This is a genomic window from Streptomyces sp. NBC_01003, assembly GCF_045162695.1.
Classification (GTDB): domain Bacteria; phylum Actinomycetota; class Actinomycetes; order Streptomycetales; family Streptomycetaceae; genus Streptomyces.
In genome coordinates, this window is sequence record NZ_CP108707.1 from 4,473,369 (window position 1) to 4,492,314 (window position 18,946).

An 18,946-nucleotide genomic window follows, 5' to 3' on the forward strand; every position below is an offset into this window, starting at 1 on the left:
CCCGCACACCCGAGAACTCACGCGCCAAAGTTGGGAACCCGGTCGGGTCGAGCGGTGTACCAGAAGTGAATCGGCACGGGCGGGCCGTGCCGGGACCAGCTGGGGGGGGAACGGATGCGAACAGTACGAAGGCTGGCCGCGCTGGCGGTGGCCCTGACGGCGGCACTCGCCGCGATGCTGCTGAGCGCGTCAGGGGCGTCGGCCGGCGGACCGACGAGCGTTCTGGTGGTGTCGCCCGAGAGCGGCCAGAGCGCGTCGCTCTACTTCAGTGACAAGAAGTACGGGCCCCTGGAAAGCCTCCTGGGCGAGCCGGACCAGGGCCGACGGGAGGAGCCGCCCGGCTTGGGCATAGGCGCGGGACGTCAGCTCAATGTCACCTGGCTGCTGCACGACGTGCTGCCGTGGCGGGTCGACCAGGTCTATCCGGACTCGCCGGGCACGAAGGACGTCTGGATACACACAGCGACACACGTGCCGGACTCCTACAACGGGTACTGGCACAAGGCGCAGAAGCCGGCAGAGCTGCGCGCGCTGCTGAAGGGCCTCGGAGTCATGGGCGAGCGGTCCCAAAAGGGCGGGAGCCCGATCTTCCCGGCACCCTGGCAGTCGCCCGACCGGTCCAAGGAAGCGCTCGGTGGAGCTCCGGCTCCGGCAGCCGACAGTCGCGGTGCCGGGCAGTCCGCAGGCGCGCGGGCCTCGGCAGCCCGGGCGGGCGAGGGGACGGACTGGTGGTGGGCGATACCGGGGCTGGCGGCGGGTGCCGCGCTGGCTCTGGTGCTGCGGCCGCTGGCCGGCAGGCTGCCGCGTCGTCGCGGGACGGGCGAGTCCCCGCCGGACACCGGACCACGGCAGCAGCTGATCGACTCCTGAGAGTCGCCCGTCAGCTCTCACGGCTGCGAGTACGCACTGACCGGCCCGTCGGTGCGGCTGATGACGGGCCGGTCAGGAGATCACGGAGCTAGGGGGTCAAGCGATCAGGTGAGGTCGACTTCCGGGTAGAGCGGGAAGCCGCTCAGCAGGTCGGACGCTCGCGTGGAGACCTCGTCGGAGACCTTCTCGTCCAGGATGTGCTGGGCCTTGGAGGGCGCGCCCTTGCTGGTGGTGCCCGGTTCGGCAGCGGTGAGCACGCGGTCGATGAGGCCGGCGACCTCGTCCATCTCCGCGGTGCCCAGGCCCCGGGTGGTCAGAGCGGGGGTGCCGATGCGGATGCCGGACGTGTACCAGGCCCCGTTGGGGTCGGAGGGGATGGAGTTGCGGTTGGTGACGATGCCGGAGTCGAGGAGCGCGTTCTCGGCCTGGCGGCCGGTGACCCCGTAGGAGGTGGCGACATCGATCAGGTTGAGGTGGTTGTCCGTGCCGCCCGTGACAAGGGTGGCGCCGCGGCGGGTCAGGCCCTCTGCGAGGGCGCGGGCGTTGTCGACGACGGACTGGGCGTAGTCGCGGAACTCGGGGCGGCGGGCCTCGGCCAGGGCCACGGCCTTGGCGGCCATGACGTGGGGCAGCGGACCTCCGAGGACCATCGGGCAGCCGCGGTCGACCTGGTCGACGAGCGAGTCGTCACAGAGCACCATGCCGCCGCGCGGGCCGCGCAGCGACTTGTGCGTCGTGGTGGTGACGATCTGGGCGTGCGGCACCGGGTCGAAGTCGCCGGTGAGGACCTTGCCTGCGACGAGGCCCGCGAAGTGCGCCATGTCGACCATGAGGGTCGCCCCGACCTCGTCGGCGATCTCGCGCATGATGCGGAAGTTCACGAGGCGGGGGTACGCGGAGTAGCCGGCGACGATGATCAGCGGCTTGAAGTCGCGGGCGGTGGCGCGCAGGGCTTCGTAGTCGACGAGGCCGGTCTGCGGGTCGGTGCCATAGCTGCGCTGGTCGAACATCTTGCCGGAGATGTTGGGGCGGAAGCCGTGGGTGAGGTGGCCGCCGGCGTCCAGGGACATGCCGAGCATGCGCTGGTTGCCGAAGGCCTGACGGAGCTCGGCCCAGTCGGCGTCGGAGAGGTCGTTCACGTTGCGGACGCCGGCCAGCTCCAGGGCGGGGGCCTCGACGCGCTGGGCGAGGACGGCCCAGAAGGCGACGAGGTTGGCGTCGATACCGGAGTGCGGCTGGACATACGCATGGCGGGCGCCGAAGAGCTCGCGGGCGTGTTCGGCGGCGAGGGCCTCGACGGTGTCGACGTTGCGGCAGCCGGCGTAGAAGCGGCGGCCGACGGTGCCCTCGGCGTACTTGTCGCTGAACCAGTTGCCCATCGCGAGGAGGGTGGCCGGGGAGGCGTAGTTCTCGCTGGCGATCAGCTTGAGCATCTCGCGCTGGTCGGCGAGCTCCTGGCCGATGGCGTCGGCCACGCGGGGCTCGACGGCGCGGATCACGTCGAGGGCGCTGCGGAACGCTACGGATTCGGTGGAGAGGGCGGGCTCTGACATGACGGACCTCCGGACGGATGGGACCTCCACTGCCCGAGCGAAGTCGAGAGCGGGGGTTCACGGGTCGGCCCAGGCGCACGGCACACAGTTCACAGGCCGCTCCCCGATGGTCGGTCCCATCCCAGCGCGCCAGTCACGGCCCTGCGGGCCACCCTACCGGGCGCGCCGGGAAGCGAGGTTCCCGGTCCACGATGCGAGCGACGGTAGGAAGGGGCCACAAGCCCACGTCTTCGCGTCATAAGAGCCGTAAGAACGGAGATCCCGTGACTGCTGTGACTCCTCCGAATGCCGTAACGGAAGCCTTCATCACCGCGTCCGAAGCGCACAGTGCGCACAACTACCATCCGCTGCCCGTCGTGGTCGCCACGGCGGAGGGGGCGTGGATGACGGATGTCGAGGGGCGCCGGTATCTCGACATGCTCGCCGGCTACTCGGCTCTCAACTTCGGCCATGGGAACCGGCGGCTCATCGAGGCCGCCAAGGCGCAGATGGAGCGGGTGACGCTGACGTCCCGCGCCTTCTACCACGACCGGTTCGCCGAGTTCTGCACCCAGCTCGCGGAGCTGTGCGGCATGGACATGGTGCTGCCGATGAACACAGGGGCGGAGGCAGTGGAGACCGCCGTGAAGACGGCGAGAAAGTGGGGGTACCAGGTCAAGGGGGTGCTCGACGGCAGGGCGAAGATCATCGTGGCGGGCAACAACTTCCACGGGCGCACCACGACCATCGTCAGCTTCTCCACGGACCAGGAGGCGCGCGCGGACTTCGGTCCCTACACGCCGGGGTTCGAGATCGTGCCGTACGGCGATCTGACGGCACTGCGTGGCGCTGTCACCGAGAACACCGTGGCCGTGCTGCTCGAACCGATCCAGGGCGAGGCCGGTGTCCTCGTACCACCGGCCGGATACCTGCCGGCGGTAAGGGAGTTGACCCGCGAGCGGAACGTGCTGTTCATCGCCGACGAGATCCAGTCGGGTCTCGGGCGGACCGGGCGGACGTTCGCCTGTGAGCACGAGGGCGTGGTGCCCGACATGTACGTGCTGGGCAAGGCGCTCGGCGGTGGGGTCGTGCCGGTGTCGGCAGTGGTGTCCAGCAGCGAGGTGCTGGGGGTGTTCAAGCCGGGTGAGCACGGGTCGACGTTCGGCGGGAATCCACTGGCCTGTGCGGTGGCGCTCGAGGTCATCGCGATGCTGCGCACCGGGGAGTTCCAGCAGCGGGCGGCGGAGCTGGGCGAGCATCTGCACGCGGAGCTCGGACTGCTGGTGGGCACGGGCAAGGTGACGCAGGTGCGGGGACGCGGGCTGTGGGCGGGGGTCGACATCGATCCGTCGTACGGGACGGGAAGGGAGATCTCGGAGAAGTTGATGGACAAGGGCGTCCTGGTCAAGGAAACCCATGGGAGCACGATCCGGATCGCTCCGCCTCTGGTGATCAGTCAGGAGGACCTGGACTGGGGGCTCGACCAGCTTCGGGCGGTCCTGGCGGTCTGACGGTGGTGCGCCTCCGGCAGGGGCCGCCGGCTCGTGGTCCGGCCGTTCACGGGGGCGCCCCCCGGAGGGTGGGCCGCCCGCGAGCCGCCCGGTGCGGGGCACCCTCTACAGTCGCTTTGTGCTTCTTGGAATGGTTTGCGCGCTCGGGGCTGCGGTCTGTTTCGGTACGGCTTCCGTGTTGCAGGCGATGGCCGCGCGGGCCGCGGAGCCGGGGTCGGGGTCCGGCGTCGACGCCGCATTGTTGCTGCGGGCGCTGCGGCAGTGGCGCTATGTCGCCGGGCTGGGACTCGACCTCCTCGGGTTCGTGTTGCAGGTCGTGGCGCTGCGATCCATTCCGATCTATGCCGTCGGCGCGGCGCTCGCCGCGAGTCTGGCGGTGACGGCGGTGGTGGCCTCGCGGCTGCTGGATGTGCGGTTGAGCGGTGTCGAGTGGGGCGCCGTCGGAGTAGTGGTGGCGGGGCTTGCGATGTTGGGCCTGGCGTCGGGGACGGAGGGAGACAAGGCCGGTTCGGACGCGTTGCGGTACACGATGCTGGGGACAGCGCTGGGGGTGTTGTTGATCGGGGCGGTGGCCGGGCGGCTTCCGGGGAGGGGGCGGGCGCTCGCGCTGGGGCTCGGTTCGGGGTTCGGGTTCGGGGTGGTGGAGGTGTCGGTGCGGCTCATCGACGACGTGTCGCCCGGCGCGTTGCTGAGCAATCCGGCGACATATGCGCTGCTGCTCGGTGGGGGCTCGGCGTTTCTGCTGCTGACCTCGGCGTTGCAGAAGGGGTCGGTGACCACGGCCACCGCGGGGATGGTCGTGGGCGAGACAGTGGGGCCGGCGCTGGTCGGGGTGATCTGGCTCGGGGATCGCACGCGCGAAGGGCTGGCCTGGCTGGCGGTTCTCGGGTTCGTGGTGGCCGTGGCGGGGGCGTTGGCGCTGGCGCGCTTCGGGGAGGCGCCGGTGGGGGACGCGTCCGCACCGGCCCGGGTCTGACCCGAAACCACCCGACCCGAACTCGTTCCGGCCCGACCCGACCCGAACCGAACCCGTTCTGACCCCGAACCGACCCGACCCCGAACCGACCCTGAGCTGACCGTCCACGACCGCCCATGGCCGCCCGACCCGAACCCGGGCCGCTCAAGCCGAGACGCCCACTGCCCGACGCCCGCCCCCTAAGGCAGCACCCGGCACAACGCATCGAGCGCGCTGGTCCAGGCGTGGTCCGGTGGGGTTCCGTAGCCGACTACCAGGGCGTCCAGGGGTGGTTCGGCGGGGGCCGCTTCGTGGCGGAAGCTGGAGAGGCCGGCGACTCCGAGGCGCTGCCAGGCGGCGGCGCGGACCACGGACTGTTCGGTGCCGGGCGGGAGTTGGAGGACGGCGTGCAGTCCGGCGGCGATTCCGGTGGCGCGGACGCCGGGGGCGCGTTCGGCGAGGGCGGCGACGAGCTGATCGCGGCGGCGGCGGTAGCGCAGGCGGGCGCCGCGGACATGGCGGTCGTAGGCGCCCGAGTCGATGAACTCCGCGAGGGTCAGCTGGTCGAGGACGCCGCACGACCAGTCGGCGACGCCCTTCGCCTCGATCACCTCCCCGATGACGGAGGGCGGCAGCACCAGCCAGCCGAGGCGCAGGCCGGGTGCGAGGGATTTGCTGGCCGTGCCGCAGTAGACGACGCGGTCGGGGTCGAGGCCCTGGAGGGCGCCGACCGGCTGGCGGTCGTAGCGGAACTCGCCGTCGTAGTCGTCCTCCAGGATCAGTCCGCCGGTGCGGCGGGCCCAGTCGACGACGGCGGTCCGGCGGTCGGGGTGCAGGGCCCCACCCACCGGGAACTGATGGGCGGGGGTCAGGAGGGCGGCGCCCACATCCGGTTCACCGGTCGCCAACTCATCGGTGCAGGTGCCGAGTTGATCGAGAGGAAGGGGGTGGGTGCGCAGGCCTGACCGCGTCAGGACGTCCCAGTGGATGTCGAGCCCGTACGTCTCCACGGCCACGTCTCGCACGCCCCTGTTGCGCAGCACCTCGCCGAGCAGCATCAGACCGTGGACAAAGCCGGAGCAGATCACGATGCGGTCCGGGTCGGCGTGGACGCCGCGGGCGCGGGCGAGGTAGCCGGCGAGGGCGGTGCGCAGTTCGATGCGGCCGCGGGCATCGCCGTAGCCGAGGGCGTCGTTCGGGGCGGCGTTGAGGGCGCGGCGCGAGGCCTTGAGCCATTCGGCGCGCGGGAACGAGGAGAGGTCGGGGGTGCCGGGGTGCAGGTCGTGGCGGAGTCCGGCAGGAGCGCGCCGGCCGCGGGTCGGGGCCGGCCGGGGCGCCTCCACCGGCCGCTCCGCGACGCGCGTCCCCGAGCCCTGGCGCGCGGTGAGCCAGCCCTCGGCGACGAGGTCGGCGTAGGCGTCGGCGACCGTGTTGCGGGCGATGCCCAGATCGGCTGCGAGCGTGCGGGAGGATGGGAGGCGGACACCGGGGGCGAGGCGGCCGCCGCGTACGGCGTCACGGAGCGCGTCGGTCAGGCCTTTGCGCAGGCCGGAGCCGGTCGGCTCGACGTGCAGATCGATACCGAGCGCTTGACCGGAGGGCGAAGTGGCCCAGGATTCCACCATGGAATTGGACCATACCCGTGGGCTACTCCGCTCGTAGGGTCGATGTCATGACGACGAACGAGAACACCACCGACAGCACCGGCCCGACCACCGACGCCGGCCGGACCACCAAGGAGTACGTCCACGAGCACGCACCCCGGCTGGCCTGGGCCAAGCACGCTCCGGAGGTCTACAAGGCCATGATCCGGCTCGACGCGGAGGCCCGTAAGGGCGTCGACCCGGTGACGCTGGAGCTGGTCAAGATCCGCGCTTCGCAGCTCAACCACTGCGCGTTCTGCCTCGACATGCACTCCAAGGACGCGCTCGCCGCGGGCGAGAGCGTCGAGCGGATCATCCAGCTGGCCGCGTGGGAGGAGTCGCAGCACTTCTACACGCCCAGGGAGATCGCGGCGATCGAGCTGACCGAGGCGATCACCGTGCTCACGGACGGGTTCGTGCCGGACGAGACGTACGAGAAGGCGGCGAAGCTGTACGACGAGAAGGAGCTGACGCAGCTGATCGCCGCGATCACGGTGATCAACGCGTGGAACCGGTTCGGTGTGTCGACGCGGATGGTGCCCGGGCACTACACCGCGGGCGACTTCAAGTAACAGCCCTTACGACGCACTTGGACATGGGTGTGCGCGACTGGACACGGGTGTGCGCGACGCGATGATCGCGCTCGGCGCCGCCGCGAAGAAGGGGCTCGGCGACCCGGTTCTCGCCGAGCTGGTGATGATTCGGGCCTCGTAGATCAACGAGTACGCGTTCTGCCTGGACATGCACGTGGACCTCGCCGTCGAGAAGAACGGCGAGAGTGCGGTCGGGGTATCCCCTGCTCGAGCGAAGTCGAGAGCTTGAGGAAGGATCGCGCTGCTCCATGCCTGGGCGGAGGCCCCCGAGCACTCCACCGAGCGCGAGCAGGCGGCGCTCGCGCTGACCGAGCTCCTCACCGTCCTCACCGTCCTCACCGTCCTCACCGACGGGTTCGTGCCGGACGAGACGTACGAGAAGGCGGCCAAGCACTTCGGCGAGGCCGAGCTCGCCCATCTCCTCGGCGTGATCAGCGTCATCAACAGCTGGAACCGGCTCATGGTGAGCCGCCGGATCGCGCCCGGCGGACCGCAGTGGTGACGTGCCGACCACGCCCCCACCCGTAGAAGTCCGCGCACAGACGTGCCGGGTGCCCCCGTCAGGAAAGGCACCCGGCACGCGCGCGGGAAGGAGCCCTGCGGCTACTTCGGCAGCCAGGACCGCCAAGTCGACTCGTGCTCGTCGATCCACTTCTTCGCCGCCTCGTCCGGCGACAGCTTCTGATCGGCGATGAGCAGAGAGACCTCGTTCTGGTCCTCGGTCGTCCACTTGAAGTTCTTCAGGAAGGCCGCCGCCTTGCCGCCGCTCTTCGAGAAGTCCGCGTTGAGGTACTTCTGCAGCGGCGTCTTCGGATAGGCGCAGGCCACCTTCTTCGGGTCGGCGTCGCAGCCCTCCTTGTACGCGGGCAGCTTCACCTCCGTCATCGGCACCTTCTTGAACAGCCACTGCGGCTGGTACCAGTACGTCAGGAACGGCTTCTTGGCCTTGGCGAACTGCTTGATCTGGGTGATCTGAGCCGCCTCGGAACCGGAGAACACGACCTGGTACTTCAGCTTCAGGTTGTTGACCAGTGCCTTGTCGTTGGTGACGTACGACGGGGAGCCGTCGAGGAGCTGGCCCTTGCCGCCGCTCTCGGCAGTGCGCAGCTGGGACGCGTACTTGTTGAGGTTCTTCCAGTCGGTGACGTCCGGGTGCTGCTTGGCGAAGTACGTGGGGACGAACCAGCCGATGTGTCCGGTGACGCCGAGGTCGCCGCCGTTCACGATCGTCTTCTTGTCCTTGACGTACCGCTGCTCCTGGTCGGGGTGGCCCCAGTCCTCCATGATCGCGTCGACGCGGCCCTGGCTGAGCGCGTCCCACGCGGGGACCTCGTCGACCTGGACGGTGTCGACGCGGTAGCCGAGCTCGTGCTCGAGCAGGTACTGGGCCACCGCGATGTTGGCCTGCGCGCCGACCCAGGACTGGACCGACAGGGTCACCGTCTTCGCGCCCTGGGCGTTGGCGTACGGGGAGGACTGCTTGGTCATGTCGGCGGCGCCGCAACCGGTCGCCACCAGGAGGGTGCCCGCGGCCGCGAGCCCCATGGTCATCCTGCGTGCCCGCACCGGGCGGAAAGATCGAAGTGTTCGCATCGCGATCACGCTCCCTTCTTCGCGCGGCGTTCGGTCGGCTGGGTGACCCGGTCGAGCATGAGGCCGAGACACACGATCGCCGCGCCGCCGACGAGCCCGGTCGCCAGGTCGCCCTGGGCGAGGCCGAACACGACGTCGTAGCCGAGCGCGCCACCGCCCACCAGACCGCCGATGATCACGACGGCGAGGACGAGGACGACACCCTGGTTCACGGCCAGGAGCAGCGCGGGCCGGGCCAGCGGCAGCTGGACCTGGCGCAGTTGCTGCCCGCTCGTCGCGCCCATCGACCGGGCCGACTCCATGGCGGCCCCGTCGACGTGGCGCAGCCCCTGCGTCGTGATGCGGACGACGGCCGGCAGCGCGTAGACGACGGCGGCGGCGACCGCGGGGGCACGGCCGACGCCGAACAGCGCGACCACCGGGATCAGATACACGAACTGCGGCATCGTCTGGAAGACGTCGAGCACGGGCCTGAGCACGCGTTCGAGTCGCTCGCTGCGCGCGGCCGCGATCCCGACCGCGAAGCCGACGACGAGCGTCACGGCGACGGCCGCGAGCACCTGCGACAGCGTGTCGAGGGACGGCTTCCACACGCCGAGGACGCCGATGGCTGCCATGGCGAGCACGGCCGTCACGGCGGTGCGCCAGGTGCCGATCAGCCAGGCCAGCGCGGCGACGATGAGAAGCACGGACCACCAGGGCAGCCACTGCAGCCCGTCGCGGATCGGGTCGAGAACCCAGGTGGTGAAGTGCCCGGCCCAGTCGGCGGTTCCGCCGACGTAGGGGACACCGGAGTAGAGGTGGTCGGTCATCCAGTCGACGGCGTTGTTGACCGGGTCCGCGAGGTTCACGGTCCAGCTGTCGGGCCAGTCGATCCGGTCCGCGAGGCGGCCCACGAGGGCGACGACCACCGTGAGGACGGCGGCCACGACCCAGCCGTACGGGCCGTGCAGACGGCGGCCGTCGGGTTCGGCGGCGCCGAGGCGCGCTCCCGCCGCGGCCGTCGTACGGTCCAGGATCACGGCGAGCAGCACGATCGGGATGCCGGCCGCGAGGGCCGCGCCGACGTCCACGGAGGCCAGTGCCTGGTACACGCGGTCGCCGAGGCCGCCCGCGCCGATCACCGACGCGATGACGGCCATCGAGAGCGCCATCATGATCGTCTGGTTGAGCCCGAGGAGGAGTTGCTTGCGGGCGAGCGGGATCCGGGCCGTCAGGAGCCGCTGCCGCGCGGTCGCGCCGAGCGAGGCGACGGCCTCCATCACGCCGCCGTCGGCGCCGCGCAGGCCGAGCGCCGTCAGACGGGCCATCGGCGGGGCGGCGTAGACGACGGTCGCGAGGACGGCCGCGGGCACGCCGATGCCGAACACGAGAACGACCGGCAGCAGATACGCGTACGCGGGAAAGACCTGCATCGTGTCGAGGACGGGCCGCAGCGCACGGTACGTGCGGTCGGAGAGTCCGGCCGCGAGTCCGAGGACCACACCGAGCACGACCGAGGCGAGAACCGCGACGATCATCAGCGCGAGGGTCTGCATGGTCGGCACCCACATGCCGAACGAGCCGCACACGAGGAGCGCGGCGACGGCGGCCGCCGCGAGCCTCAGGCCCGCGACGCGCCAGGCGATGAGCCCGGCCGCGGCGGTGACGCCGGCCCAGCCGGCCGCGAGGAGCACCAGGTAAGCGCCGCGCACACTCAGGACGACGGCGTTGCTGATGTGGCCGAAGAAGTAGAGGAACAGCGGGTGGCTGTCCCGGTTGTCGATGATCCAGTCACTGGTCTTGCCCAGTGGTTCGGTCAGGTCGACGGTGAGCGCGTGCGGCCAACTGCCGCTCGCCCACTTGGCGTTCACGATCGGTACGAGGACGGCCGCGACGACGGCGAGCAGCAGGAGCTTGCCGAGGGCGCGGTTGCGCAGAAGCGCGCCGAAGCGCGGGGTGTCCGCCGCGGGGGCGGTGGCGGTACTGGCGGCGGCCATCAGGCGACCTCCTCGCCCGGCGGCGTGACGGGCGCGGGCGCGTCGGCCACGGCCGCATCGGAACCGGAACCGGAAGCGCCGCCCGAGTCGGACCCGGCCACACCCCCGTCTCCGGAGGCCCCCGAATCCGTCCCCGCCACCACACCCAGCAGCCGCGCATGGTCCACGACCCCCAGGCACCGCCCCTCGTCCATGACCCGCACCGCGAACCCGGTCCTGGCGACCGCCTCGATCGCCTCCGACACGGTCGCGCCGGGCGCGATGACGGGGCCGCGATCCCGCTCGTCGGCGTCGGCGGGCCGCATCGCGCGGCGCACGGTCATGACCTGCTCGCGCGGCACGTCCCGCACGAACTCGCGTACGTAGTCGTCAGCCGGCGAGCCCACGATCTCCTCGGGCGTGCCCAGCTGCACGATCCGGCCGTCGCGCATCAGCGCGATCCGGTCGCCGAGCCGCAGCGCCTCGTTGAGGTCGTGCGTGATGAAGACCATGGTCCGGCCCTCCTCGCGGTGGAGCCGGATGACCTCCTCCTGCATGTCGCGGCGGATCAGCGGGTCGAGGGCGCTGAACGGCTCGTCGAACAGCAGCACTTCGGGGTCGACCGCGAGGGCGCGCGCGAGACCGACACGCTGCTGCTGACCGCCGGACAGCTGCCCGGGCCGCCGCTGCTCAAGGCCGTCGAGGCCGACCTTCGCGACGACCTCCGCCGCCCTGGCGCGCCGCTCGGCGCGGCCCACCCCCTGGATCTCCAGGCCGTACGCGACGTTGTCGAGCACGGTGCGGTGCGGAAGGAGCCCGAAGTGCTGGAAGACCATGGCGGCGCGGTGCCGGCGCAGTTCGCGCAGGCGCCCCTTGTCCATGCCGAGGACGTCCTCGCCGTCGATGGATATGCCGCCGGAGGTCGGCTCGATGAGCCGGGTCAGGCAGCGTACGAGGGTGGACTTGCCGGAGCCGGAGAGGCCCATGACGACGAAGACCTCGCCCTTGCGCACATCGAAGCTGACGTCGCGCACGGCGGCGGTGCACCCGGTGCGGGCGCGCAGCTCGGCGGCGCTCAGGCCGGCCAGCTCCGCGTCACCCGGCACCCGGTCGGCCTTCGGCCCGAAGACCTTCCACAGGTTGTTCACGGAGAACACCGGCGAACCCGCCTGCGCGTCCGCCACCTCAGCGTTCGACATCGTGTTCGTACTCATCACGCATCACCACCCAGCAGCTCGGCACACTTCTCCCCGACCATGAGCACCCCGATCATCGGGTTCACCGCCGGCATCGTCGGGAAGACTGACGCGTCGGCAATGCGGATCGCTTCCAGGCCCCGGATCCTCAACTCCGGGTCCACAACGGCGAGTTCATCATTCCTGGCGCCCATGCGACAGGTCCCGGCGGGGTGGTAGACGGTATGCGCGACCTTGCGCGCGTACTCGCCGAGCTCCTCGTCGCCCACGACGTCGGACCCGGGGCACACCTCGCGCTTGAGCCAGCCGGCGAGCGGCTCGGTCTTCGCGATCTCACGCGCGATCCTGATTCCGTCGACCAGCGTCCGGCCGTCGTAGTCGTCCTCGTCCGTGAAGTAACGGAAGTCGAGGGCGGGCTTCTCGGCCGGGTCCGCGCTGGTCAGGTAGAGGCGGCCGCGGCTGCGCGGCTTGGGGATGTTCGGCGTCATCGAGACCCCGTGCTCCGGCCTGACGTAGCCGAGGCGCTCCGGGTTGTCGGTGAACGGGATCTGGTAGAAGTGGAACATCAGGTCCGGCCCGCTCGCCTCCGGATCGCGCTGCACGAAGAGGCCCGCGTCGCTGTCCATGGCGGAGTTGTCGGGGATCGGCCCGTCCGTCTCCCACACGATCACGGACTCGGGGTGGTCGAGCAGGTTCTCGCCGACGCCCGGCAGATCGTGCAGGACCGGAATCCCGAGCTTCTCCAGGTCGGCCTTCGGCCCGATGCCGGAGTGCATGAGCAGCCGGGGCGTGTCGACCGCGCCGGCGCACACGACGACCTCGTGCCGCGCCTCGACGAGCAGCTCCTCGCCGTCCTTCGTCCGTACGTGGACACCGCGCGCCCGCGTGCCGTCCATCTCCAGCCGGTACGCCCACGTCTCCAGCAGGAGCGTCAGGTTGGGCCGGTCGCCGGCCTCCATGTGCGGGTGCAGATAGGCGACGGAGGCGCTGGAGCGCTTGTTGTTCTCCGGGTGGTACGCGAGGTCGAAGAAGCCGACGCCGTCCTTGAACGGCGCCTTGTTGAAGCCGTCCACGCGCGGCACGCCCGTGGCGGTCTGCGCGGCGTCGACGAAGTCGCGGGCGATCGCGTTCCGGTCCTTCTCGTCGACCGCCACGATGTTGTTGCGCAGCTTGCCGAAGTACGGGTCCATCGCCTTGTGGTCCCAGCCCTCGGCGCCCGCCGCCGCCCACTCGTCCCAGTCGCCGGGCAGCGGCTTGAACGAGATGAGGGTGTTGTGCGACGAGCAGCCGCCGAGCACCTTGGCGCGGCTGTGCAGGATGTGCGAGTTGCCGCGCGGCTGTTCGGTCGTGGTGTAGCCGTAGTCGAGGTCGCCGCCGAGGAGGCCGAGCCAGCGGCGCAGGGTCAGGACGTCGTCGCGGTCGATGTCGCTCGGGCCGCCCTCGATGACGGCGACGGTGAGGTCGGGGTTCTGGGTCAGCCGGGACGCTATGACGGACCCGGCGGTGCCGCCGCCGACGACGACATAGTCGTACGTGTTCACGGACTTCTCAGGCATACGTCAACTCCAAGGTTCTGCGCGTAATGGGCGGTGCGAAGTGCGGTTGGTCGGCCCAGCGCGGAAGAAACGGGTGGTCAGCCCGGTGCGAGGGGTGGGTGGTCAGCCCGCGAACCAGCGCACGGGCTTCGGCGCCAGGTTCTGGTAGACGTGCTTGGTCTCGCGGTACTCGGCGAGCCCGGCCGGGCCCAGCTCGCGGCCGATCCCGCTCTTGCCGAAGCCGCCCCACTCCGCCTGCGGGAGGTAGGGGTGGAAGTCGTTGATCCAGATCGTGCCGTGGCGAAGGCGTCCGGCGACGCGCCGCGCGCGCCCCGCGTCGGCGGTCCAGACGGCGCCCGCGAGTCCGTACTCGGTGTCGTTGGCGAGCGCGACGGCCTCGTCCTCGGTGCGGAACGTCTCGACCGTCAGGACGGGTCCGAAGACCTCCTCGCGGACGACGCGCATCTCGCGGTGGCACTGGTCGAGGACGGTCGGCTCGTAGAAGTACCCGTCGGCGGGCCGTACTTCACTGGGCTCGGGCCGCTTGCCGCCGCTGCGCAGGACGGCGCCCTCGGCCAGGGCCGACGCCACGTACGACTCGGTCTTGTCGCGCTGCTGCGCGGAGACGAGGGGGCCGCACTCGACGCCGTCCTCGGTGCCGCGGCCGAGCCTGATCTTCTCGGCGCGGCGGGCGAGTTCGGCGACGAAGCGCTCGCGCACGGACTCCTCGACGATGAGCCTGGCACCGGCGGAGCAGACCTGGCCGCTGTGGATGAAGGCGGCGTTCAGCGCCTGGTCGACGGCGGTGTCGAAGCCTTCCTCGGTCTCGCAGGAGTCGGCGAAGACCACGTTCGGGTTCTTGCCGCCCAGTTCGAGGGCGATCTTCTTCACGTCGGCGGCCGCGGCCTGCGCGACCTTCGTGCCGCTGATCAGGCCGCCGGTGAAGGAGACGAGGTCGACGTCCGGGTGCTCGGCGAGCCGGGCGCCCACGGTGTGGCCCGGCCCGGTCACGATGTTCGCGACGCCCGCGGGAAGGCCGGCCTCCGCCAGGAGCTCGACGAGGACCACAGTCGTCAGCGGCGTGATCTCACTCGGCTTGATGACAAAGGTGTTTCCGGCGGCGAGGGCCGGGGCGACCTTCCAACTGGCCTGGAGGAGCGGGTAGTTCCACGGGGTGATCAGGGAGCAGACGCCGACGGGCTCGTGCACGACGACGCTGTGGATCTCGTCGGACCCGGCGTCGACGACGCGCCCGCCGCCCTCTCCGACGACCAGATCGGCGAAGTACCGGAAGGCGTCGGCGACACAGTCGACGTCGACGCGCCCCTCCTCGACGGTCTTGCCCGCGTCGCGGCTCTCGAGCAGACCGATCTTCTCCCGGTCGCGTACGAGGAGATCGGCGACGCGGCGCAGCAGCGCGGCACGCTCGGCGACGGGCGTCGCCGGCCAGGTTCCCTCGTCGAAGGCGCGGCGCGCGGCGGCCACCGCGGCGTCCGCGTCCCGCGTGCCGCCCTCGGCGATCAGTGCGAACGGCTGGGCATCCGCCGGGTCGAGAATCTCGCGCGTGGCCCCGGAGGCGGCGCTGCGCCACTCTCCGTCCACAAAAATGCTCTGGTTTTCAGACACGTCCCGTTTTGCCTTCCGTTCCCGAACCGTCCCCCTGAACATCGCGAAACTCCCTTTTCACGGAGAGCCCGCGACGTCGGAACCCCCTGCCCCTGGGATCGGAAAGCATGCACAACCCGTGGCCGAAAGTGGTCCGTGTCACGGCATACATGGTGAGTAAGTCCGAAATGTCACCGCTGGTGTCGCTACTCGGGGTGCATGCCCCATACAAACATGCCCTGTACAGACAAACCGCGCACAAACACCGCGCCCCCGCCTGTCCGGATCGACCGGACGGACGGGGGCGCGGGTGAAGCCGCGTGCAGGTGACCAGGGGTACCTGCGGGACGCGTGGATCAGATGAGGCCGAGCTCGCGGACGGCGGCGCGCTCCTCCTCGAGCTCCTTCACCGACGCGTCGATGCGGGCGCGGGAGAACTCGTTGATGTCCAGACCCTGGACGATCTCGTACTTGCCGTCCTTGGTGGTGACGGGGAAGGAGGAGATCAGACCCTCCGGGACGCCGTAGGAGCCGTCCGACGGGATACCCATGGAGGTCCAGTCGCCCTCGGCGGTGCCGTTCACCCACGTGTGGACGTGGTCGATCGCGGCGTTCGCGGCCGAGGCGGCCGAGGACGCGCCACGGGCCTCGATGATCGCGGCGCCGCGCTTGGCGACGGTCGGGATGAAGGCGTCGGCCAGCCACTGCTCGTCGCCGCCGATGGCCTCGATGGCCGGCTTGCCCGCGACGGACGCCTGGAAGATGTCCGGGTACTGGGTGGCGGAGTGGTTGCCCCAGATGGTGAGGCGCTTGATGTCCGCGACCGTCGTGCCGGTCTTCTTCGCGAGCTGCGTGAGCGCGCGGTTGTGGTCCAGGCGCGTCATGGCCGTGAAACGCTCGGCCGGTACGTCCGGGGCGGCGGCCTGCGCGATGAGCGCGTTCGTGTTGGCCGGGTTGCCGACGACGAGGACCTTGATGTCGTCCGCGGCGTTGTCGTTGATCGCCTTGCCCTGCGGCTTGAAGATGCCGCCGTTGGCGGAGAGCAGGTCGCCGCGCTCCATGCCCTTGGTGCGGGGGCGGGCGCCGACGAGGAGGGCGACGTTGGCGCCGTCGAACGCGACGTTCGGGTCGTCCGAGATCTCGATGTTCTGCAGCAGCGGGAAGGCGCAGTCGTCGAGCTCCATGGCGGTGCCCTCGGCGGCCTTGAGCGCCGGGGTGATCTCCAGGAGGCGCAGGTTGACCGGCACGTCCGCGCCGAGCAGCTGGCCGGAGGCGATGCGGAAGAGCAGTGCGTAGCCGATCTGGCCGGCTGCGCCGGTGACGGTGACGTTCACGGGAGTGCGGGTCATGGCGTTCTCCGTATGACAGCAGGGCTTTTTTGATCGATCTCTCGGCATCAAGAGATCCGCCCGTCAGGCTATCGCGCCCCGGACCCCCCGCACCTCCGGGTGCATGTGGCCCGCCCCACAGAACACCCGCTCCCCTCAACCGGAACAGGTGACACGTCACCGGAACAGGTGACGCGGAGCGAGAGGTGACCCAACGGCAGGCGGCCGCCTGCTCGGGAGAGGTGGGCAGACGGCCGCCTGTGGGGGGTGCCACTTGGTGACTACTCCCGTGGGGGTACTGCTCCGCCTGCCCCGGCCCGGGGCAGGCATGCCCCCATCTCGCAATGAATTCCGCGGCACCTCCGCCACGGTCCCGCGCTGCGCCCGTCCCTACTGTGTGCAGCCCTGCCGGCCGGCCTTCAGCGTCGCGCAGGCCTTCGCCTCGCTCGCCTTCGTGACGGCCACCATCGGGGTGTACGCGTCGAAGTCCGCGTCGACCGTGCCCTTCTGCGCACCGGTGGCGCCGGCCTGCTGGATCCGGACCTCGTCGCCCGGCGCCGCCTGCGTGATGCGCGCCCACGCGGCCCCGCATGTCTTGCTGTAGCGGACCTCGATCTTGGCCTGGCCGACGAGCACGGAGTCCGTGGTCCGCGCGAACTCGCCGCCGCAGCCCATCGCCTCGGGGTCCTTGCCGGTGCAGTCCTTGCCGCTGCACTGAACTCCCGCGGGCAGTTCGGGGGCGCTGCTGGTCGGCGTCGCCTCCGGCTTCGCTTCGTCGTCCTTGCCGCCCTTGCCCGCGTCCGTGAGGTACACGGCCGCGGCGATGACGACGAGCGCGCCCACGACGCCCGCGAGGAACATCGTCAGCCGACGCCTGCGCCGCTGCCGGTCCGGCGAACCGCCGCCCGTCCCCGGCTGCCCGGCCGGTCCGCCACCGCCGCCGCCCGCGTAGGCCCCCGCGTTCGCGTAGGCCCCCGCCCCGCTCGCGTACGGAACGCCTTCCCCGGCTCGCTCCCCCGGACGGAACCCCTGCTCCCTCTCGCTCCCGTACGGCACCGAGTCCGCCAGGGGAGCCTGCCCCTGTGGCGGCACGGTCGGCGCGACGCCCGCGGGCCCCGCGACGCCGGTCGCGCCGCCGCCGGACGGCCTGGCCGCCGTCCTGCTGCCGCCGCCCGCGCCCCCGCTGCCGTTCCTGCCGTTCTTCGTGGCCGTCGGTCCGAACTCCCCGAGCGCTGCGCGCGCCTGGGAGATCCGTATCGCCTCCATCGTCATGTCGTGACGCATCTCGGAGCGGCTCCAGGCGCGCTCCGCGAGCTCCCACATGGTGGTCAGATGGACCGGATTGGTGCCCGTCACCTCGGCCAGGGTCACGATCGCGCGCTTGGGCGCGAGCAGCCGGCCGTTCAGATACCGCTCCCAGGACGTCTTGCTGTACCCGGTGCGGTCCGCGACCGCGGCGATGCTCAGACCGCTGCGGTCGACGAGCCTGCGGAGCTGGCTTGCGAACTCCCTGACCTGCGGGTCGAGTTCATCCGGTAGCGCCCTCCAACGAGGCATTGCTTCCCCCTATTCCCCCCGTACGTGCCCTGATCCCCCGCGCCGCGCCGCACCCCTCGCGCTGCCCTCGGCCGGCGTTGGCTGCACCGGCCCACTCTGGCTACCCAGTGGGATGCGCGAAGCCAGGATGTCAGTTCCGGGGGCGGGGGCGCACGGGGGCATTCGACGGCGTTCGACCTCACCGGCGTGCACCGTTGCACGACCGGAGGCCCACGGTCCAGTGTCCCACCGGGGTCCCCCACCCCCTCGCGGAACCCCGAACGCCCCAGCTCAGCGCCTGGGTCGCCCCGGACCGTCCCGATTGCCCACGTTAGCCCCGCTGTCGAGGCAGCTGACGGTAAATCCGCGAACTTGTCGATACATCAACACACTTCGACACAGGAGGAATGACGCATTACGGGAAGTGCCCGGCAGACCGATCGTTGCCGTCCTCGCACACCGTGGCGGAATGGTCACTTCCGTGCCACAGCGGCCCGCTCAACCTTGAAGCCCACCTGACGCGTCCATGACTCTGATGACCACGGCAGGGAGATCTCCTCGGAAAGACTCCGGCCCCAAAGAACGGCGGCGCCCGTCCTCCCTCGGGGGAGAGGACGGGCGCCGCCTTTGTGCGCGCGCTGCGGGCGTCAGCTGATCGTGAAGTGCAGCGTGTCGTTCAGGAACGGGATGACCAGCCAGGGATTCGGCTGCACCATCAGCGCGAGCAGCACGATGACGACGCCCAGGAACCCGTACGTCACCATGTCGGTGAAACGGGAGCGCACCGCGAGCATGCCCACGGACGGGAGCGTCCAGCGCAGCGCCGCACCGCCGATCAGGGCGACGCCGATCAGCAGCGTCCCGACGCGGAACGCATCGAACGCGGTGAGCAGCAGTCCGACGCCCACCAGCGAGATCACCGCGAGGATCGGCCACTGGCGCGCCGGGGCCGGGGCGTCACCCGGCGCCGCGCGGCCGCCTCCCTCGGGGCGCGCGGTGTCCCTGGTGAAGAGCGGGAACCGGCGCGAGGCACGCCGCGGCTCCCCATCGGCGCCCGGGGCCGACACCGCACCCTCGGCGCCTTCCGGGGT

At 70.9% G+C, this 18,946-nt stretch carries 14 protein-coding genes, 1 pseudogene and 1 riboswitch; of the genes and pseudogenes, 5 read left to right on the forward strand and 10 right to left on the reverse strand.

Going from position 1 to position 18,946, the window contains the following annotated elements:
• The first annotated feature begins 114 nt into the window (after nt 1-114).
• Nucleotides 115-870: a hypothetical protein gene (locus tag OG698_RS20370; RefSeq protein WP_406104542.1), complete on the forward strand. Its 756-nt coding sequence runs from the start codon at nt 115-117 to the stop codon at nt 868-870.
• 104 nt (nt 871-974) lie between these two features.
• Here the strand turns inward: OG698_RS20370 and OG698_RS20375 are convergent, their stop codons facing one another.
• Nucleotides 975-2,423 (reverse strand): glycine hydroxymethyltransferase, encoded by a 1,449-nt coding sequence (locus tag OG698_RS20375; protein WP_399971163.1) that lies wholly within the window; start codon nt 2,421-2,423, stop codon nt 975-977.
• 60 nt (nt 2,424-2,483) lie between these two features.
• Nucleotides 2,484-2,570, reverse strand: a riboswitch (ZMP/ZTP riboswitch).
• Nucleotides 2,571-2,614: 44 nt separating this feature from the next.
• Here OG698_RS20375 and rocD point away from each other — a divergent pair.
• Together rocD and OG698_RS20385 are read left to right on the forward strand one after the other, a co-directional pair.
• A complete protein-coding gene (rocD, locus tag OG698_RS20380) occupies nt 2,615-3,913 on the forward strand; it encodes an ornithine--oxo-acid transaminase (RefSeq protein WP_406104544.1) in 1,299 nt (432 codons plus the stop codon).
• Nucleotides 3,914-4,043: 130 nt separating this feature from the next.
• Nucleotides 4,044-4,889 carry a hypothetical protein gene (locus tag OG698_RS20385; RefSeq protein ID WP_406111183.1) on the forward strand — a complete coding sequence of 282 codons (846 nt, stop codon included), beginning with the start codon at nt 4,044-4,046 and terminating at the stop codon, nt 4,887-4,889.
• Nucleotides 4,890-5,068: 179 nt separating this feature from the next.
• Here OG698_RS20385 and OG698_RS20390 read toward each other — a convergent pair whose 3' ends face one another.
• Nucleotides 5,069-6,493: a PLP-dependent aminotransferase family protein gene (locus OG698_RS20390; RefSeq protein ID WP_406104545.1), complete on the reverse strand. Its 1,425-nt coding sequence runs from the start codon at nt 6,491-6,493 to the stop codon at nt 5,069-5,071.
• Nucleotides 6,494-6,540: 47 nt separating this feature from the next.
• Here OG698_RS20390 and OG698_RS20395 point away from each other — a divergent pair, with 47 nt between their 5' ends.
• Entirely contained in the window at nt 6,541-7,083 is a 543-nt protein-coding gene (locus OG698_RS20395) for a carboxymuconolactone decarboxylase family protein (RefSeq protein ID WP_399971160.1), read from the forward strand.
• Nucleotides 7,084-7,144: 61 nt separating this feature from the next.
• Nucleotides 7,145-7,606, forward strand: a pseudogene (locus tag OG698_RS20400) (carboxymuconolactone decarboxylase family protein).
• 101 nt (nt 7,607-7,707) lie between these two features.
• Here OG698_RS20400 and OG698_RS20405 read toward each other — a convergent pair.
• From OG698_RS20405 to OG698_RS20440, 8 genes are all read right to left on the reverse strand, one after another.
• Nucleotides 7,708-8,649, reverse strand: a complete 942-nt coding sequence (locus OG698_RS20405; RefSeq protein WP_326778561.1) for an ABC transporter substrate-binding protein — start codon at nt 8,647-8,649, stop codon at nt 7,708-7,710.
• A gap of 53 nt (nt 8,650-8,702) precedes the next feature.
• Nucleotides 8,703-10,676, reverse strand: a complete 1,974-nt coding sequence (locus OG698_RS20410; protein WP_406104547.1) for an ABC transporter permease — start codon at nt 10,674-10,676, stop codon at nt 8,703-8,705.
• The gene (locus OG698_RS20415; RefSeq protein ID WP_406104548.1) at nt 10,676-11,869 is read right to left on the reverse strand and encodes a glycine betaine/L-proline ABC transporter ATP-binding protein; all 1,194 of its coding nucleotides are present in this window, start codon (nt 11,867-11,869) and stop codon (nt 10,676-10,678) included. Before OG698_RS20415 ends, OG698_RS20410 begins: the two co-directional genes overlap by 1 nt.
• On the reverse strand, nt 11,869-13,407 hold the full coding sequence (locus OG698_RS20420) for a GMC family oxidoreductase (RefSeq protein WP_406104550.1): 1,539 nt from the start codon (nt 13,405-13,407) through the stop codon (nt 11,869-11,871). Before OG698_RS20420 ends, OG698_RS20415 begins: the two co-directional genes overlap by 1 nt.
• Nucleotides 13,408-13,509: 102 nt before the next feature.
• Entirely contained in the window at nt 13,510-15,012 is a 1,503-nt protein-coding gene (locus OG698_RS20425; RefSeq protein ID WP_406104552.1) for an aldehyde dehydrogenase family protein, read from the reverse strand.
• Nucleotides 15,013-15,347: 335 nt separating this feature from the next.
• Complete coding sequence (locus OG698_RS20430; protein ID WP_326774451.1) at nt 15,348-16,340, reverse strand: malate dehydrogenase; 993 nt, start codon at nt 16,338-16,340, stop codon at nt 15,348-15,350.
• A gap of 369 nt (nt 16,341-16,709) precedes the next feature.
• On the reverse strand, nt 16,710-17,876 hold the full coding sequence (locus tag OG698_RS20435) for a DUF2690 domain-containing protein (protein ID WP_406104554.1): 1,167 nt from the start codon (nt 17,874-17,876) through the stop codon (nt 16,710-16,712).
• Nucleotides 17,877-18,502: 626 nt separating this feature from the next.
• Nucleotides 18,503-18,922 (reverse strand): DUF3017 domain-containing protein, encoded by a 420-nt coding sequence (locus OG698_RS20440; RefSeq protein ID WP_399971253.1) that lies wholly within the window; start codon nt 18,920-18,922, stop codon nt 18,503-18,505.
• Nucleotides 18,923-18,946 lie beyond the last annotated feature (24 nt).

Bases quoted from the DNA above. Each gene is read 5' to 3' on its own strand.
- OG698_RS20370 (WP_406104542.1), top strand. From the start codon at position 115: ATGCGAACAGTACGAAGGCTGGCCGCGCTGGCGGTGGCCCTGACGGCG.
- OG698_RS20375 (WP_399971163.1), bottom strand. From the start codon at position 2,423: ATGTCAGAGCCCGCCCTCTCCACCGAATCCGTAGCGTTCCGCAGCGCC.
- rocD (WP_406104544.1), top strand. From the start codon at position 2,615: ATGCGAGCGACGGTAGGAAGGGGCCACAAGCCCACGTCTTCGCGTCAT.
- OG698_RS20385 (WP_406111183.1), top strand. From the start codon at position 4,044: ATGGTTTGCGCGCTCGGGGCTGCGGTCTGTTTCGGTACGGCTTCCGTG.
- OG698_RS20390 (WP_406104545.1), bottom strand. From the start codon at position 6,493: ATGGTGGAATCCTGGGCCACTTCGCCCTCCGGTCAAGCGCTCGGTATC.
- OG698_RS20395 (WP_399971160.1), top strand. From the start codon at position 6,541: ATGACGACGAACGAGAACACCACCGACAGCACCGGCCCGACCACCGAC.
- OG698_RS20405 (WP_326778561.1), bottom strand. From the start codon at position 8,649: ATGGGGCTCGCGGCCGCGGGCACCCTCCTGGTGGCGACCGGTTGCGGC.
- OG698_RS20410 (WP_406104547.1), bottom strand. From the start codon at position 10,676: ATGGCCGCCGCCAGTACCGCCACCGCCCCCGCGGCGGACACCCCGCGC.
- OG698_RS20415 (WP_406104548.1), bottom strand. From the start codon at position 11,869: ATGAGTACGAACACGATGTCGAACGCTGAGGTGGCGGACGCGCAGGCG.
- OG698_RS20420 (WP_406104550.1), bottom strand. From the start codon at position 13,407: ATGCCTGAGAAGTCCGTGAACACGTACGACTATGTCGTCGTCGGCGGC.
- OG698_RS20430 (WP_326774451.1), bottom strand. From the start codon at position 16,340: ATGACCCGCACTCCCGTGAACGTCACCGTCACCGGCGCAGCCGGCCAG.
- OG698_RS20435 (WP_406104554.1), bottom strand. From the start codon at position 17,876: ATGCCTCGTTGGAGGGCGCTACCGGATGAACTCGACCCGCAGGTCAGG.